This is a genomic window from Acidovorax sp. 93, from assembly GCF_003633835.1.
Taxonomy (GTDB): domain Bacteria; phylum Pseudomonadota; class Gammaproteobacteria; order Burkholderiales; family Burkholderiaceae_C; genus Acidovorax; species Acidovorax facilis.
On sequence record NZ_RBIT01000001.1, the window covers coordinates 4,306,023 to 4,321,507 of the forward strand.

Annotated in this window: 12 protein-coding genes; 7 read left to right on the plus strand and 5 right to left on the minus strand. The window is 67.1% G+C overall.

All coding sequences use genetic code 11. The features are described 5' to 3' along the window. The first annotated feature begins 11 nt into the window (after window positions 1-11). The 5 genes from C8C93_RS19660 (at window position 12) to C8C93_RS19680 (ending at window position 8,679) form a co-directional block, all read left to right on the plus strand. A complete protein-coding gene (locus C8C93_RS19660) occupies window positions 12-1,076 on the plus strand; it encodes a ligase-associated DNA damage response exonuclease (protein ID WP_121507993.1) in 1,065 nt (354 codons plus the stop codon). Then, window positions 1,073-2,770, plus strand: coding sequence for an ATP-dependent DNA ligase (locus C8C93_RS19665; RefSeq protein ID WP_121507994.1), 1,698 nt, complete (start codon window positions 1,073-1,075; stop codon window positions 2,768-2,770). Before C8C93_RS19660 ends, C8C93_RS19665 begins: the two co-directional genes overlap by 4 nt. Continuing rightward, window positions 2,767-5,490, plus strand: coding sequence for a ligase-associated DNA damage response DEXH box helicase (locus C8C93_RS19670; protein ID WP_121507995.1), 2,724 nt, complete (start codon window positions 2,767-2,769; stop codon window positions 5,488-5,490). Before C8C93_RS19665 ends, C8C93_RS19670 begins: the two co-directional genes overlap by 4 nt. A 5-nt stretch (window positions 5,491-5,495) precedes the next feature. Next, window positions 5,496-6,203, plus strand: coding sequence for a ligase-associated DNA damage response endonuclease PdeM (gene pdeM / locus C8C93_RS19675; RefSeq protein ID WP_121507996.1), 708 nt, complete (start codon window positions 5,496-5,498; stop codon window positions 6,201-6,203). Between the two features lie 241 nt (window positions 6,204-6,444). Further along, window positions 6,445-8,679: an NADP-dependent isocitrate dehydrogenase gene (locus C8C93_RS19680; protein WP_121507997.1), complete on the plus strand. Its 2,235-nt coding sequence runs from the start codon at window positions 6,445-6,447 to the stop codon at window positions 8,677-8,679. A gap of 193 nt (window positions 8,680-8,872) precedes the next feature. Here C8C93_RS19680 and C8C93_RS19685 read toward each other — a convergent pair whose 3' ends face one another. After that, window positions 8,873-10,267, minus strand: a complete 1,395-nt coding sequence (locus C8C93_RS19685) for a hypothetical protein (protein ID WP_121507998.1) — start codon at window positions 10,265-10,267, stop codon at window positions 8,873-8,875. A 154-nt stretch (window positions 10,268-10,421) separates the two neighbouring features. Here C8C93_RS19685 and C8C93_RS19690 point away from each other — a divergent pair, with 154 nt between their 5' ends. After that, a complete protein-coding gene (locus C8C93_RS19690) occupies window positions 10,422-11,381 on the plus strand; it encodes a LysR family transcriptional regulator (protein ID WP_121507999.1) in 960 nt (319 codons plus the stop codon). A 71-nt stretch (window positions 11,382-11,452) separates the two neighbouring features. Here the strand turns inward: C8C93_RS19690 and ggt are convergent, their stop codons facing one another. Then, window positions 11,453-13,330 (minus strand): gamma-glutamyltransferase, encoded by a 1,878-nt coding sequence (ggt, locus tag C8C93_RS19695; protein ID WP_121508000.1) that lies wholly within the window; start codon window positions 13,328-13,330, stop codon window positions 11,453-11,455. Between the two features lie 235 nt (window positions 13,331-13,565). Here ggt and C8C93_RS19700 point away from each other — a divergent pair, with 235 nt between their 5' ends. Further along, the gene (locus tag C8C93_RS19700; protein ID WP_055395804.1) at window positions 13,566-14,027 is read left to right on the plus strand and encodes an Lrp/AsnC family transcriptional regulator; all 462 of its coding nucleotides are present in this window, start codon (window positions 13,566-13,568) and stop codon (window positions 14,025-14,027) included. Window positions 14,028-14,063: 36 nt separating this feature from the next. Here C8C93_RS19700 and C8C93_RS19705 read toward each other — a convergent pair whose 3' ends face one another. From C8C93_RS19705 to C8C93_RS19715, 3 genes are all read right to left on the minus strand, one after another. After that, on the minus strand, window positions 14,064-14,576 hold the full coding sequence (locus C8C93_RS19705; RefSeq protein WP_055395783.1) for a DUF1993 family protein: 513 nt from the start codon (window positions 14,574-14,576) through the stop codon (window positions 14,064-14,066). Between the two features lie 101 nt (window positions 14,577-14,677). After that, a complete protein-coding gene (locus tag C8C93_RS19710) occupies window positions 14,678-14,917 on the minus strand; it encodes a hypothetical protein (protein ID WP_055395781.1) in 240 nt (79 codons plus the stop codon). Between the two features lie 72 nt (window positions 14,918-14,989). Then, window positions 14,990-15,433: a hypothetical protein gene (locus C8C93_RS19715; RefSeq protein WP_121508001.1), complete on the minus strand. Its 444-nt coding sequence runs from the start codon at window positions 15,431-15,433 to the stop codon at window positions 14,990-14,992. Between the last annotated feature and the right edge of the window lie 52 nt (window positions 15,434-15,485).

Sequence of the window (15,485 nt, forward strand, 5' to 3'; positions counted from 1 at the left end):
ATGTCCTGACCATGCACGCAAGCGACCTGATCGTCCACCGCTCCGAAGGCCTGTATTGCCCGCAGGGCAATTTCTACATCGACCCCTGGCGGCCGGTGGAGCGGGCCGTGATCACGCATGCCCATTCAGACCACGCACGCATGGGCTCGGCGCACTACCTGGCGCACCACGACAGCGCGGGCACGCTGCGCAACCGGCTGGGGGCGGACATCGCACTGCAGACGCTGGCCTACGGCGAGGCCATAGACCACCATGGCGTGCGCGTGTCGCTGCACCCGGCCGGGCATGTGCTGGGCTCGGCCCAGGTGCGCGTCGAACATGGCGGCCAGGTGTGGGTGGCCTCGGGCGACTACAAGCTCGAAGACGACGGCACCTGCCCGCCGTTCGAGCCGGTGCGCTGCCACACCTTCATCACCGAATCGACCTTCGGCCTGCCCATCTACCGATGGCCGTCGCAGCCCGCGCTGTTTGCCGACATCAATGCCTGGTGGGCTGCCAATGCAGCGGCGGGCAAGGCCAGCGTGCTGTATGCGTATGCCTTCGGCAAGGCGCAGCGGCTGCTGCATGGGGTGGACGCCAGCATCGGGCCTATCGTGGTGCATGGCGCGGTGGAGCCGCTCAACGCCGTGTACCGCGCGGCGGGAGTGGACCTGCCGCCCACGCTGCGCGTGACGGACACGGGCCTCACCAAGCCCGACCTGAAACGCGCGCTGGTGCTGGCGCCGCCCTCGGCCGCTGGCACCCCTTGGCTCAAGCGCTTTGGTGATTTTTCTGACGCGTTTGCCAGCGGCTGGATGCTGGTGCGCGGCGCACGCCGACGCCGGGGCGTGGACCGGGGCTTTGTGATGAGCGACCACGCCGACTGGCCCAGCTTGCAAAAAGCCATTGGCGCCACGGGCGCGGAGCGCGTCATCGTGACGCACGGCAGCACGGCCGTGATGGTGCGCTGGCTGCGCGAGCAGGGGCTGGACGCCCAGGTGTTCGCCACCGAATACGGCGCCGATGACAACGAGGACGATGCAGGGGCGGCGCTTGAGGTGCCAGGCAGCACACCCACACCTGAGGCAGCCGCATGAAGGCCTTTGCCCAGTTGTTCCAGGCGCTCGACGCCACCACCGCGCAGTCGGCCAAACTCTCGGTGCTGGTGGCCTACCTGCGCGTGGTGCCGCCTGCCGATGCGGCCTGGGCCACCTACTTTCTCGCAGGCGGCAAACCCCGCCAGATGGTGCCCACCAAGCGCCTGAAGGCGCTGGCGCAAGAGGCTGCGGGCCTGCCCGAGTGGCTGTTTGAAGAAAGCTACCAGACCGTGGGCGACCTGGCCGAAACGCTGGCGCTGCTGCTGCCCCCGCCCGCCCAGCCCACCGAACTGACACTGGCCGAATGGATGGCCCAGCTGCTGCCCCTGCGCGCCCTGCCGCAGGGTGACGCAGATACCCGTCTGCGCACGCAATGGAACATGCTGGCGCCCGAGCAGCGCTTTGTGTACTTCAAGCTCATCACCGGCAACTTCCGCGTGGGCGTGTCGCGCCTGCAGGTGACGCAGGCGCTGGCCACGGTAAGCGCGCTGGACCCCAAGCGCATCGCCCACCGGCTGATGGGCTACACGCAGATCGGCCGGCAGCCCCAGGCCAGCGACTACCAGGCGCTGATCGCGCCGGTGGACGACGATGCCAGTACGCTGGATGCTGCCGATGCAGGCCAGCCCTACCCGTTCTTCCTGGCCCACCCGTTCAACCAGCCCGTGGCCGAGATGCCCGCACTGCTGGGCACTCCAGGTGACTGGCTGGTGGAATGGAAGTGGGACGGCATCCGTGCGCAGATCGTGCGGCGTGCGGGCGCGGTGTGGATCTGGTCGCGCGGCGAAGAGCTGGTGACCGACCGCTTCCCCGAACTGGCCGAGGCCGCGATGGCGCAGCTGCCCGATGGCACGGTGGCCGATGGCGAGATTCTGGTGTGGCTGCCCGTTGAGCCCCAGCCCCGCCCCTTTGCCGACCTGCAAAAGCGCCTGGGCCGCAAGACCCTGGGCCCGAAGCTGCTGCGCGAACTGCCCGTGGTGCTGGTCACCTACGACCTGCTGGAGCACACTGGGCAGGACCTGCGCCAAGAGCCGCAACAGGCCCGCCGCACGCTGCTGGAGGCCACGCTGCAGCCACCCAATGACACCGCCATCGCCCCCCCGCCCCACAAGGCCCTGCGCCTGAGCGCGCTGCTGCACGGCTCCGACTGGGCCGACCTCGCGCGCCAGCGCGAGGCCGCGCGCGGTATGGGCACCGAGGGCTTCATGCTCAAGCACCGCAGCGCCCACTATGGCGTGGGCCGCACCAAGGATGTGGGCGTGTGGTGGAAGTGGAAGATCGACCCGATGAGCGTGGACGCGGTACTCATCTACGCCCAGCGCGGCCACGGCCGCCGCGCGAGCCTCTACACCGACTACACCTTTGCCGTGTGGACCGGGCCGCAGGACGACCCGGACCGGCAACTGGTGCCTTTTGCCAAGGCCTATTCGGGCCTGACGGACGCCGAGATTGCGCAGGTGGATGCCATCATCCGCAAGACCACGCGCGAGAGCTTCGGGCCCGTGCGCAGCGTGGACGCGACGCTGGTGTTTGAGCTGGGCTTCGAAGGCATTGCCCGCAGCCCGCGCCACAAGAGCGGCATTGCCGTGCGCTTTCCGCGCATGCTGCGCTGGCGGCAAGACAAGCCCGTGGCAGAGGCCGATACCTTGCAAATGCTGATGGCACTGCTGCCGGGGCAGGACGCGGCAGCATGAGCACGACACGCCGCCCGCGCAAGCCCCTGCCCCCGGTGGCAACTAGTGCCGCAGCCGCCTGGATGGCGGCGCGCGGGTGGCAGCCCTTCGGCTTCCAGCAAGACGTGTGGCGCGCGATGGGCGAGGGCCGCTCGGGCCTGCTGCATGCCACCACGGGTGCGGGCAAGACCTATGCGGTGTGGCTGGGTGCGCTGCAGCATCTGGCATGGGCCGATGCTGCACCAGCGCCCGAAGAAGCCCCCAAAGTCCCCAACGCCCGCACCGCCTTGCGCACGCGCCGCGCTGCGGCACCACCCCTCACCGTGCTGTGGATCACGCCCATGCGCGCACTCGCTGCCGATTCGCTGCGCGCCCTGCAGGCGCCGCTGCCCGAACTGGCCCCCACCTGGACCAGCGGCCTGCGCACGGGCGACACGGCCAGCGGCGAGCGCGCCGCGCAAGACCGCCGCCTGCCCACGCTGCTGGTAACGACGCCCGAAAGCGTGTCGCTGCTGCTGGCCCGCGCCGATGCACATGAGCCCCTGGCCAGCGTGCGCCTGGTGGTGGTGGACGAATGGCACGAACTGGTGGGCAACAAGCGCGGCGTGCAGGTGCAACTGGCGCTGGCGCGCCTGTCGGGGTGGAACCCGGCGCTGCAGGTGTGGGGCATGTCGGCCACGCTGGGCAACCTGGAGGAGGCCCTGCACACCTTGCTGCCGCAGCCCGTGCCGGACACGCCACAGCCACCGCCCGCCGTGCTGGTGCAAGGCCGCATCGACAAGCGGCTGGAGGTGCAGGTGATGCTGCCCGCGCGTGCCGACCGCTTTGCGTGGGCGGGCCACATGGGGCTGAGCCTGCTGCCGCAGGTGGTGCAGTCGATCGAAGCGGCAGCGTCCACCTTGGTGTTCACCAACACCCGGTCTCAGGCGGAGCGCTGGTACCAGGCGCTGCTGGAGGCACGGCCCGACTGGGCCGGCACCATCGCACTGCACCATGGGTCGCTGGGGCATGAGGTGCGCGACTGGGTGGAGCGAGGCCTGAAGGCCGGGCAGCTCAAGGCCGTGGTGTGCACATCGAGCCTGGACCTGGGCGTGGACTTTTTGCCGGTGGAGCAGGTGCTGCAGATCGGTTCGGCCAAGGGCGTGGCGCGGCTGGTGCAGCGTGCAGGCCGCTCAGGCCATGCGCCGGGGCGCAGCTCCAGCATCACGCTGGTGCCCACGCACAGCCTGGAGCTGGTGGAGGCAGCCGCTGCGCGCCACGCACTGGCGCAGGGCCGCATTGAAGACCGGCACACGCCGCGTGCGCCGCTTGACGTGCTGGTGCAGCACCTGGTCACCGTGGCGCTCGGCGGCGGCTTTGTGCCCGATGCGCTGCTGGCCGAAGTGCGGCGCGCACCGGCCTATGCTGCCTTGGCCGACAACGACTGGCAGTGGGCGCTGCAGTTCGTGCGCCAGGGCGGCGCATCGCTGGCCACCTACCCGGACTTTCACCGCGTGGTGCCCGACGACGAAGGTGTGTGGCGCGTGCCCGATGCCCGCCTGGCGCGCCGCCACCGCAGCAACATCGGCACCATCGTGAGTGATGCCAGCATGCAGGTGCAGTTTGTGAGCGGCGGGCGCCTGGGGTCGGTGGAAGAGAGCTTCATCGCCCGGTTGCGCAAGGGCGATGTGTTCATGTTCGCGGGCCGCCTGCTGGAGCTGGTGCGCACTCAGCAGATGACGGCCTATGTGCGCATCGCCCCCAAGGGCAGCGCTGCGCTACCGCGCTGGAGCGGAGGACGCATGCCGCTGTCGAACACGCTGGCCGATGCGATGCTGGAACAGCTGGCGCAGGCCGAGCGCGGCAAGTTCACCACGCCCGAGATGTGCTGCGCCCAGCCACTGCTGGAGCTGCAACAGGCCTGGTCGGCCCTGCCCACACCCAGCCGCCTGGTAGCCGAGACCCTGCACACGCGCGAGGGCTGGCACCTGTACCTGTACCCACTGGCGGGCCGCCTGGTGCACCTGGGCCTGGCCGGGCTGCTGGGCTGGCGCGCGTCGCAGCAGGTGCCCAACACCTTCTCCATCGCGGTCAATGACTACGGGCTGGAGCTGCTGTCGGCCAAGCCCGTGGACTGGCTCGCGCTGCTGCCGCGCCTGATCGGCGAAGGCACGCACACCACCATCGGTAGCGGGCTCGAAGATGAAGTGCTGGCCAGCCTGAACGCCACCGAAATGGCGCGCAGGCGCTTTCGCGAGATCGCGCGCATTGCGGGCCTGATCTTCCAGAGCCACCCCGGCGAGCAGCGCAGCAGCCGCCAGCTGCAGGCCTCGTCGTCGCTCTATTACGACGTGTTTGCCCAGTACGACCCGGGCAACTTGCTGCTGGCCCAGGCCCGTGCCGAGCTGCTAGCGAACGAGCTGGACATGGAGCGACTGGCCCGCACGCTGCGCGGCATGCAGGCGCAGACCCTGTCCATCCATGCCCTCACGCGCCCCACCCCGTTTGCCCTGCCGCTGATGGTGGAGCGCTTTCGCGAGCGCCTGAGCACCGAGACCCTGGCCGACCGGCTGGCGCGCATGGTGCAGGCGCTGGAGCAGGCGGCCGACGCCACCACGGGCACCCACCTGGCGCAGCACCCGGTGCAATCCACGGACATGGCGTGGGACCTCCCTGAAGGCTCCGCGACCTCGGCACGGCGCACGCGCCGCGACCCGGCCGGGGACAGCCCTCGTCGCGCCCGCAGACGCCACGGATTCTGAGCTCCATGACCTCGCTGGCCACCCCCACGCACACCATCGGTGCGCACGCCATCACCCTGCCCTGCGGCACCGCGCTGCAGCTGCTGCCCCAGCGCGCCCTGTGGTGGCCCGCTGCCCGCATGGTGCTGGTGGCGGATGTGCATTTCGGCAAGGCAGCCACCTTCCGCCGCGCGGGCCAGCCGGTGCCGCATGGCACCACGGCCGACAACCTGGCGCGGCTGGATGCGGTGCTCGCTGCCACCGGCGCCGACCACCTGGTGTTTCTGGGCGACTTTCTGCACGCACGCAGCGGCGCGGCCGATGCGCTGTGGCAGCAGTTGCTGCCCTGGCGCCAGCGCCATGCCCGTGTGGCGATGACCCTGGTGCGCGGCAACCACGACCTGCATGCGGGCGACCCACCGGCCACGCTGGCTCTGGCGCTGGTCAACGAGCCCTGGTTGCCTTGCGCCCATGTGCCGGTGCTGGCCTGCCACCACCCGCAGGCCGTTGGGGGCCACACGGTGGTTGCCGGGCACCTGCACCCCACGCTGCGGCTGCGCGGCCCGGCGCGGGATGCGCTGCGGGCGCCGTGCTTTGGGTGGGGCGATGGACAGTTGATCCTGCCCGCCTTCGGGGCCTTCACCGGCACGGCGCCCGAAGCCCTGCCCGCGCACTGGGCGCAGTTTGCCGTCCTGCCTGGCCGCGTGGTGACTGTTCCAGGGGGCCTTTCATAGGGTGTACAGGGGGTGGCGCGCTGCCGCCAACGCGGTCAAACTGCAGAGCGCCGCAGGGTGATTACCACCTATTTGGTGAAAAAAAGTGCCCCGGGCTTATGATAATTTTGCATTGTGAGATTCGATTGCAAAAACAGCGGGCGGTGACAGCCCCGAGCAAGGAGAATCAGAGAGCATCCGCGTTTGGCCCCGCTGCGACGCAGCCGGGGGCACCTACCTACTCTGTTTCGTGAGACAAGCCATGACGACCCAGCAACCGACCATCATCTACACCCTGACCGACGAAGCACCCCGTCTGGCCACGGCCTCCTTCCTGCCCATCGTCCGCACGTTCGCGGCGCCCGCAGGCATCAATGTGACGGAGAGCGACATCTCCGTGGCCGCCCGCGTGCTGGGCGAGTTTCCCGAGTTTTTGAAGGAAGACCAGCGCGCTCCTAACACCCTGGCCGAGCTGGGCAAGAAAACGCTGCAGCCCGACGCCAACATCATCAAGCTGCCCAACATCAGTGCGTCCGTCTCGCAGCTCAAGGCAGCCATCGCCGAGCTGCAGGCCAAGGGCTACGCCCTGCCCGACTACCCGGACCAGCCCAAGGACGACAAGGAAAAAGAGATCAAGGCCCGCTACGGCAAGTGCATCGGCTCGGCCGTGAACCCCGTGCTGCGCGAAGGCAACTCTGACCGCCGCGCGCCCAAGGCCGTGAAGGAATACGCACGCAAGAACCCGCACAGCATGGCCGAGTGGAGCCAGGCATCGCGTTCGCACGTCTCGCACATGCACGCTGGCGACTTCTACCACGGCGAAAAGTCCATGACGCTGGACCGCGCCCGTGACGTGAAGATGGAGCTGATCACCAAGAGCGGCAAGGCCATCGTCCTCAAGCCCAAGGTCAGCCTGCTCGACCGCGAAGTGATCGACAGCATGTTCATGAGCAAGAAGGCGCTGCTGGAGTTCTACGAAAAGGAAATCGAAGACGCGCGCAAGACCGGCGTGATGTTCTCGCTGCACGTGAAGGCCACGATGATGAAGGTGTCGCACCCCATCGTGTTCGGCCACTGCGTGAAGATCTTCTACAAGGATGCGTTCGAGAAACACGCCAAGACCTTTGAAGAGCTGGGCGTGAACGTGAACAACGGCATGGTCGATCTGTACACCAAGATCGAGACGCTGCCACAAAGCCAGCGCGACGAGATCAAGCGCGACCTGCACGCCTGCCACGAGCACCGCCCCGAGCTGGCCATGGTCGATTCCGCCAAGGGCATCACCAACTTCCACTCGCCCAACGACATCATCGTGGACGCCTCCATGCCCGCGATGATCCGCAACGGCGGCAAGATGTGGGACGCCAACGGCCGCCTGAAGGACGTTAAGGCCGTGATGCCCGAATCGACCTTCGCCCGCATCTACCAGGAGATCATCAACTTCTGCAAGTGGCACGGCGCGTTCGACCCCAAGACCATGGGCACGGTGCCCAACGTGGGCCTGATGGCCCAGCAAGCCGAGGAATACGGCAGCCACGACAAGACCTTCGAGATCGCTGAAGACGGCGTGGCCAACATCACCGACCTGGCCACGGGCGAAGTGCTGCTGAGCCAGAACGTGGAAGCTGGCGATATCTGGCGCATGTGCCAGGTCAAGGACGCTGCGATCCGCGACTGGGTGAAGCTGGCCGTCAACCGCGCCCGCAACTCCGGCATGCCCGTGGTGTTCTGGCTCGACTCGTACCGCCCGCACGAAAAGGAACTCATCACCAAGGTGAAGATGTACCTGCACGAGCACAACACCGTCGGCCTGGACATCCAGATCATGAGCCAGGTGCGTGCGATGCGCTACACGCTGGAACGTGTGATCCGTGGCCTGGACACCATCAGCGCCACCGGCAACATCCTGCGCGACTACCTGACCGACCTGTTCCCCATCATGGAACTGGGCACCTCGGCCAAGATGCTGTCCATCGTGCCTCTGATGGCCGGTGGCGGCATGTACGAAACCGGCGCGGGCGGCTCGGCTCCGAAGCACGTGCAGCAGCTGGTGGAAGAAAACCACCTGCGCTGGGATTCGCTGGGTGAGTTCCTGGCGCTGGCCGTGTCGCTGGAAGACCTGGGCCTGAAGACCGGCAACGGCAAGGCCAAGGTGCTGGCCCAGACGCTGGACGCTGCCACGGGCAAGCTGCTGGACAACAACAAGAACCCCAGCCCCAAGACGGGCCAGCTGGACAACCGCGGCAGCCAGTTCTACCTGGCGCTGTACTGGGCGCAGGAACTGGCCGCACAGACCGAAGACGCCGAGCTGGCCGCCAAGTTTGCGCCCCTGGCCAAGCAGTTGACCGACAACGAGCAGACCATCGTGGCCGAGCTGGCGGCCGTGCAGGGCGCACCTGCCGACATCGGCGGCTACTACCTGCCCGACGTGGCCAAGCTGGACGCCGTGATGCGCCCGAGCGCCACGCTGAACAAGGCGCTTGCCTCCGTCAAGTAAGCAGAGGCGGCGGTGCGGCCCCGGCCGGGGCTGCACCCGGTGCGACAAGACAGGTGCTCTGACTGTGATTTTTTGGCGATATTGGCACCTGGCGCTTATCTAGCAAGCGCAATCAGCTATGAATTTTGTAGCGTCTTGACACAAGGCCCCGCTGTTTCAGCGGGGCCTTTGTTTTTTTGCGCTGGCGGCTGGTTTACGGCCGCTCGCGCTCAGCCACCCGGCTTGCCAGCGGCGCAGGCACATAGCCGGGCAGGAAGGCGCAGCCCTTGCCAAATGGGGTCTCCATGCCTGCGCACTGCCGCGCAATGCCCTCGGGCGTGGGCTTGTCGCCCGTGTCCACCCAGCGCAGCAGCGCCGCCAAAAGCGTGGGGTAGGTCGGGTCGCTCAGGTAGCTGTGGGTGTTGTGCTGGGTGAAGGTCTGCACCAGGCGCGCCGCGCTGCCGCCCTGCGCCATGGTGGCCTTGAAGGCTGCATCCAGCTCGACGAAGGCGGTGGGGTCGTCCACGCCTTTCACGGTGAGCACAGGCACGGGAATGCGGCCGGTCAGGTCCGTGTCCTGCGCGAAGCGGGCCACGGCCGCAGGGTCGGCGCGGTAGCGCAGCACGGCCGCGTTCAGGGCGGCATCGTCGGGCGAGCCCCGGTACAACACCCCCTGGTTGCCAAACGGACTGGCGCCGCCCGTGCGGTGCTGCACCACGTCACGGAAGTGGAACGTGGCCCAGTTCATGTGGCCCTGGATGGAATTCGCAGGGATGCGGATCACATCCACGATGGTCTGCACCTTGCGTTGCTGCTCGGGCGTGCGCTCGGCAGCGGGCTTGTTCAGGGCCAGGCATTCGTTCAGGCGCGCTGACAGGTCCGCCTGCGTCATCGCAGCGTCGGCAGGCAGGCCGATATTCAGCGCGTACTGCGCCTCGGTGGGCCGGGGGTGGTTGTTGCACAGGTACTGGTAGACCACGCGCAGGTCGGTGCGGAAGTCGTAGGACCGCGTGCCGCCTGCCAGCACGCCGCTGGTGAGCAGCACGGCGTCGTAAGGGCGCTTGCCATTGGCGGTGGTTTGGAACATCTCGGCCCCCTTGGCTGCCACGCTGGCGCCCCAGGACTGGCCGTGCAGCACCGTGCGCTGCGGCTGCGCTACGTGCTGCACAAAGATCTGCCGCAGGCGCTCGGTGTCCTCGGCCGCTGCGCGCACCTCCACGCCGCCCTGGCGGAAGGTGCTGCCCGCCCAGGCGTAGCCCGCACGGACCATGATGGACCAGCGCGTGAGGTCTTCGACCGACCGCTCCATCCTGGGCGCACCCAGCGCGGGGCCCCCGTGGGCATGCAGCACGAGGTGGCCGTTCCATCGCTGCGGCATGGCGATCAGGTAATACGCACCCGCCGAATCCTGGCCCGACAGGCAGCGGGCGATGGGTGCCAGGTCCTTGGGGCAGGCCGCAGCCACGGGGGCGGCCTCGGCCTTGGCAGAGACCGCGCTGGCCGCTGGTGCACTGCTGGGTGCCATGGGCGCACAGGCGGCCACCGCAAGGCACGCCAGGCCAAGCAGGGCCAGGCGGGGCAGAGGCAAATGAGGTTGCGGGGCAGTCATGGTGGATGTGTCTCCTTGAGGATTCTTATGGGCCGTTTCAAACCGAATGCCGCTGCATCGTAGAAACCGGCTTTCAATACGTCAAATAGGCAAAAATGCTCTAGGCGATACGATTTGCATATGAACATCCTGCCATCTGCACCCGACCTCTGACATGGACATCCGCCAGTTGCGCTACTTTCTCGCGGTGGCCGAAGCCGGGCACATGACCCGCGCGGCAGAGCTACTGGGCATGGCACAGCCACCGCTCAGCCAGCAGATCAAGGCCCTTGAAAACACGGTGGGTGTGGTGCTGTTCAAGCGCCATGCCAAGGGCGTCACGCTGACCGAGGCGGGGCAGACACTGCAGGCCGATGCCGCCCGCCTGGTGCATGACTTCGACGCACTGCAAAGCCGCATGCAGCTGCTGGCCGAGGGCAAGACCGGCCGGCTCGTGATCGCCTTCACCAGCTCGGCCGCCGCCCATGAATTCACCCCGTTTGCCTTGCGGGAGTGCCGCGCCCGCCACCCCGGCCTGGTGCTGGAGATTGGCGAGAACAACGCCGCCGAGATCACCGAGGCCGTGGCCGATGGCCGCCTGCACTGCGGCCTGCTGCGCGTACCCGTGGCGAGGCCTGCGGGCCTGGTGTTCGATACGCTGCAGCACGAGCCCGCCATGGTGGCCCTGCCCATCGACCACCCGCTGGCACAACGCCAGCGGCGCGGCAAGCCGCTGCCCATCCAGATTGCCGACCTGGAGGGCGAGCCCATGATCCTGGTGCGCCGCCCGGGCGCGCCCGGCCTGTATGCCAACCTGCTGGCGCTGTGTGCCGAGCAGGGCGTGCGCCCCCGCGTGGTGGCCGAGGTGGCGCGCATGCTGACCAACCTCAACCTGGTGGCTGCGGGCACGGGCATTTCCGTGGTGCCTTCATCGATGCTGGGCGTGCACCGCCACGCCATTGCCTACCGGCCGTTGGTGGATGGCGGGCGGCTGGATGTGCCCCTGACGCTGGTCTATCGCGCCGAGGACAACGTGGGCCCGACAGCGACCTTCACCCGCTTGCTCCAAACGCTGGCGGGCGAAAAGCATCCGGCGGCCACCACCGAGCACCCCCAAAAAAAGGCTGCCCGGTAGTCCACCCGGCAGCCTTCGTCAGTATCAGCGCAGCCCCTGCTCTGGAGCCGCCACCGATCACATTGCGCAGCTCAGTTGTTGCCCAGCGCAATCCCCTCCCGGCGGGGATCGGCGCCGCCGGCATAGGTGCCCGCACCTGGGTTGCGCGACAGCAGGCCCGCATTGCCGTTGGACCGCACACCGTTGAACACCGCTCCATGCAGGCCGCTGGTGAAGGAGTCGGTCTGCGCCACGGTGTGGCCGCGTGCCTTGAGTCCGTCGCGGATGGCAGCGGTGTCGATGAGCGAGCCCTTTTCGATGGACGTGGTGGCGTTGGTCTGCGCACCGAAGTTCGGCAGGTTGATGGCCTGCTGGACGTTCAGGCCCCAGTCCGTCATGCCCAGGATGGTCTTGGCGGTGTACTGGATGATGGCACTGCCTCCTGGCGAGCCGACCACACCTTCCAGGTCGCCCGTGGCGGCGTTGAAGATGATGGTGGGTGCCATGGAACTGCGGGGGCGCTTACCGGCCTGCACGCTGTTGGCAATGGGGTTGCCTGCCGCGTCGGTGGCCGTGAACGAGAAGTCGGTGAGCTGGTTGTTCAGCAAGAAGCCGCGCACCATCTGCAGGCTGCCGAAGCCGTTCTCGATGGTGGTGGTCATGGACACCGCGTTGCCCGCGTTGTCGATGATGGACATGTGCGTGGTCGATGGCAGGGCCAGTGAGCTGTCCTTGCCCGTGGCGCCCGTGACACCAGGCGGGATGCCGGCCACCGGCACGCCCATGCTCTTTTGCAGGCTGATGAGCTTGGCGCGCTCCTTGAGGTAGTCGGCATTGATCAGGCCGGCCTGGGGCACGTTGACGAAGTCAGGGTCGGCCACATACAGCGCGCGGTCGGCATAGGCCAGGCGGTAGGCCTCGGACACCACGTGCACGGAGTCGAGCGTGTTGGGCTTCATGGCCGCCAGGTCAAAGCCCTGCAGCAGGCCCAGCGTCTGCAGCACCGCGATGCCGCCGGAGCTGGGCGCGGGCATGCCACACACGCGGTACTGCACACGGTAGACGCCGCACACGGGCTCACGCACCTTGTGGGTGTAATCACTCAGGTCATCGAGCGCGAGCTTGCCGGGGTTGGTGGGATGGCTGACCACCTTGGCCACGATGTCCTTGGCGATGTCCCCCTTGTAGAACGCATCGGCACCGCCCGCTGCAATGGCCTTGAGCGTGGCTGCAAATTCAGGGTTCTTGAGCAGCGTGCCAGCCGCCTTTGCCGTGCCGTCGGCGTTGAGGAAATAGCTGGATCCGGGCTCGCCCTGGGCCTTGATGCGCGCGGCCGATCCGGCAATGGACACACTCATGCGCTGCGAGATCGCAAAGCCTTCTTCGCTGAGCTTGATGGCGGGCTCCAACAGGTCCTTCCAGGGCAGCTTGCCGTGGGCCTTGTGCGCGGCTTCGAGCATGCGCAGCACGCCCGGCGTGCCCACCGACAGGCCGCCGTCCACCGCCGCCAGAAACGCCAGCGGCTTGCCATCGGCGCCGATGAACAGGTTGGGCGTGGCGGCCTTGGGCGCGGTCTCGCGGCCGTCGTAGGCCAGCAGCTTGTTGGCGCCCTTGTCGTAGTGCAGCATGAAGGCGCCACCGCCAATGCCCGACGACTGCGGCTCCACCAGGTTCAGCACCATCTGCACGGCAATGGCGGCATCTGTGGCCGTGCCGCCCTTGGCCAGGATGTCCACACCTGCCTTCACCGCCAGCGGGTTGGCCGCCGCCACCATGTCCTTGTTGGCATAGCTGATGGTTTTGGGCGTGTAGCCCGAGGGCGGCTCGGGCGGCACGTACTGCTCGGTGGGCTCAGGCGTGGCCACCGGGGTGGTGGGGCCGTCACTGCCGCCACAGGCGGCCAGCACGGCCAATGCGGCAATGCTCAGTCCCAGGGCGTAGGGGTTGCGTCGAAAAACAGAAAGCGACATGGATGAAATCCTTGAAAAAAGGGCGACGGGAGGGGCCAGAAACGGCGTGCCATGGGCAGACAGCGCACCACGCACCGGGTGGATGCACGGTGCGAAATTACGGGAACTTGACGCAGATTCCGTGCCAACGATGCCTTGACAGTATGTAACGACAGCCCTGAAAAAACTTTGCTTTTATGCCCTGATTAACGCCCAATAAGGGAAACGATTTCTCACATATCCCTTGAAACAGAATCTGGATTCCATTGACCGCCAGCTGCTGGCGATGCTGCAACACAACGCCGAGACGCCGCTGGCCGAGCTGGCCGAGGCCGTGCACCTGTCCAACACGCCCTGCTGGCGGCGCATTCAGTGGTTGCGCGAGAAGGGCTACATCACCCGCCATGTCGCCCTGGTGGACCCGCGCAAGGTGAATGTGGGTGTGACGGTGTTCGTGGCCGTGAAGACCAACCAGCACCACCAGCAATGGTTTGACACCCTGCGGGATGCCGTGATGGGCATCCCCGAGATCGTCGAGTTCTACCGCATGAGCGGGGATGTGGATTACCTGTTGCGCGTGGTGGTGCCCGACATCCGCGCCTACGATTCGGTCTACAAGCGGCTCACGCAGGCCGTGGCGCTGTCAGACGTAAGTTCGAGCTTTGCGATGGAAGAAATCAAGTTCACCACGGCGCTGCCGCTGAACTATGCGCAGTAGCGGCCACCGAGGTGACCGTCTGCGCCCAGGCCCTGATCAGTACTTGCCCATGTAGTCGCGTTTGCCCAGCTCCACGCCGTTGTGCCGCGCAATGGCGTAGGTTGCGTTCACATGGAAGAAGAACTGTGGCAGGCCGTAGTGCAGCAGGTAGTGCTCGCCGACGAACTGTTTTTCGCGCGGCGTGCCGGGCTGGATGGTGATCTGGCGCGTGGCGGCATCGGCAAACGCAGCCTCTGGCAGGCCTTCGACAAACGTGAGCACGGTGTCGATGCGTTCATTCAGGTCGGCGAAACCGGGACGCTCGGCGTCGGGGAAGGACGGCACCTCCACCCCGGCCAGGCGCGCCGCCACGCCCTTGGCAAAGTCGCAGGCAATCAGCACCTGGCGCGCCATGGGGAACATGTCGGGGAACAGCCGGGCCTGCAGCAGGGCATCCGGCTCGATCTTGCGCGCCGTGGCATGGGCCTCGGTCTTGGCCAGCACGTCTTTCAGGGAGCCCAGCATCTGGCGAAAGACGGGGATGCTGGCGTTGTAGATGGGGTGGGTCATGGGGTGTCCTGGAAATGGTGTGAGGCAGCAGCAGGGGCCACTTGTTGCCCCATCGCCGGGCCGCATTGCAACACACCCCACCCAGGCTTGCAGCTGAAAGGTCAAGCAGGCCGCGACTGGGCCAGTGCAATGGCCGCCTGGATCGCTGCGCGGGCCTGGGGGCTGTTCTTCCAGCAGGTGGAGCCCACCATGGCCGAGGCCGTGGAAACAATGTCCAGGGCATTGGCCTTGCCCAGATGCGCCAGCGATTCAAAGCCCATCTGTTCAAGCCGAGCGACGACGGTCGGCCCCACGCCCTTCACGTTGAGCAAGGCGCGGCGTTCTTCAAGGGGAAATGGCATGGCAGGAGTATGCGGGAGCCTAAGAGTTGTCGGACTGAGAGATCGTCGGCTGCAAATCGACCGCGACGATATTTAACGTCCACCCCCGCCCCTGCGCCTCATCGCCAGCACTCCGAAAGCCACCGCCACACCAAAAACCACGTGCACCACCAGGCTCGGCAGCACCACGGCCAGCCCCAGGCTCCAGGGCAATGGATCACCAAAGTAGATCGGGAGCGCCAGCGAGTTGACGGTTGCGTAATAAAGTGCACCGTAGACAGCACCCACACCCAGCGCCCCGCCTGTGACCATACGGTGCAGTGGCAACACTACCAGGGGAAGGGCAGACACCCAGCCTAGAACCAGGTGTTGAACGAATAGCGCGACGGGCCCGGGCTGCGCAAGGTACAGGGCCGCAAACTTGGGGCCGTAGTGCCCGACGCGCATCTCCAGCAGCCGAAAGAGCCAGCCCGCCGGCATCATGGCCAGCGCAGCGAAGGTGCCCGCCGCGATGGATTCCAAAGCAATCTTGCGCATGGGTGTGTACGAACAGGGCAATGAAGGGTTGGTGACCAAAAGCAGCAAGCTC

Coding starts and splice junctions, on each gene's coding strand:
- C8C93_RS19660 (WP_121507993.1), top strand. CDS start 12: ATGCACGCAAGCGACCTGATCGTCCACCGCTCCGAAGGCCTGTATTGC.
- C8C93_RS19665 (WP_121507994.1), top strand. CDS start 1,073: ATGAAGGCCTTTGCCCAGTTGTTCCAGGCGCTCGACGCCACCACCGCG.
- C8C93_RS19670 (WP_121507995.1), top strand. CDS start 2,767: ATGAGCACGACACGCCGCCCGCGCAAGCCCCTGCCCCCGGTGGCAACT.
- pdeM (WP_121507996.1), top strand. CDS start 5,496: ATGACCTCGCTGGCCACCCCCACGCACACCATCGGTGCGCACGCCATC.
- C8C93_RS19680 (WP_121507997.1), top strand. CDS start 6,445: ATGACGACCCAGCAACCGACCATCATCTACACCCTGACCGACGAAGCA.
- C8C93_RS19685 (WP_121507998.1), bottom strand. CDS start 10,267: ATGACTGCCCCGCAACCTCATTTGCCTCTGCCCCGCCTGGCCCTGCTT.
- C8C93_RS19690 (WP_121507999.1), top strand. CDS start 10,422: ATGGACATCCGCCAGTTGCGCTACTTTCTCGCGGTGGCCGAAGCCGGG.
- ggt (WP_121508000.1), bottom strand. CDS start 13,330: ATGTCGCTTTCTGTTTTTCGACGCAACCCCTACGCCCTGGGACTGAGC.
- C8C93_RS19705 (WP_055395783.1), bottom strand. CDS start 14,576: ATGACCCACCCCATCTACAACGCCAGCATCCCCGTCTTTCGCCAGATG.
- C8C93_RS19710 (WP_055395781.1), bottom strand. CDS start 14,917: ATGCCATTTCCCCTTGAAGAACGCCGCGCCTTGCTCAACGTGAAGGGC.
- C8C93_RS19715 (WP_121508001.1), bottom strand. CDS start 15,433: ATGCGCAAGATTGCTTTGGAATCCATCGCGGCGGGCACCTTCGCTGCG.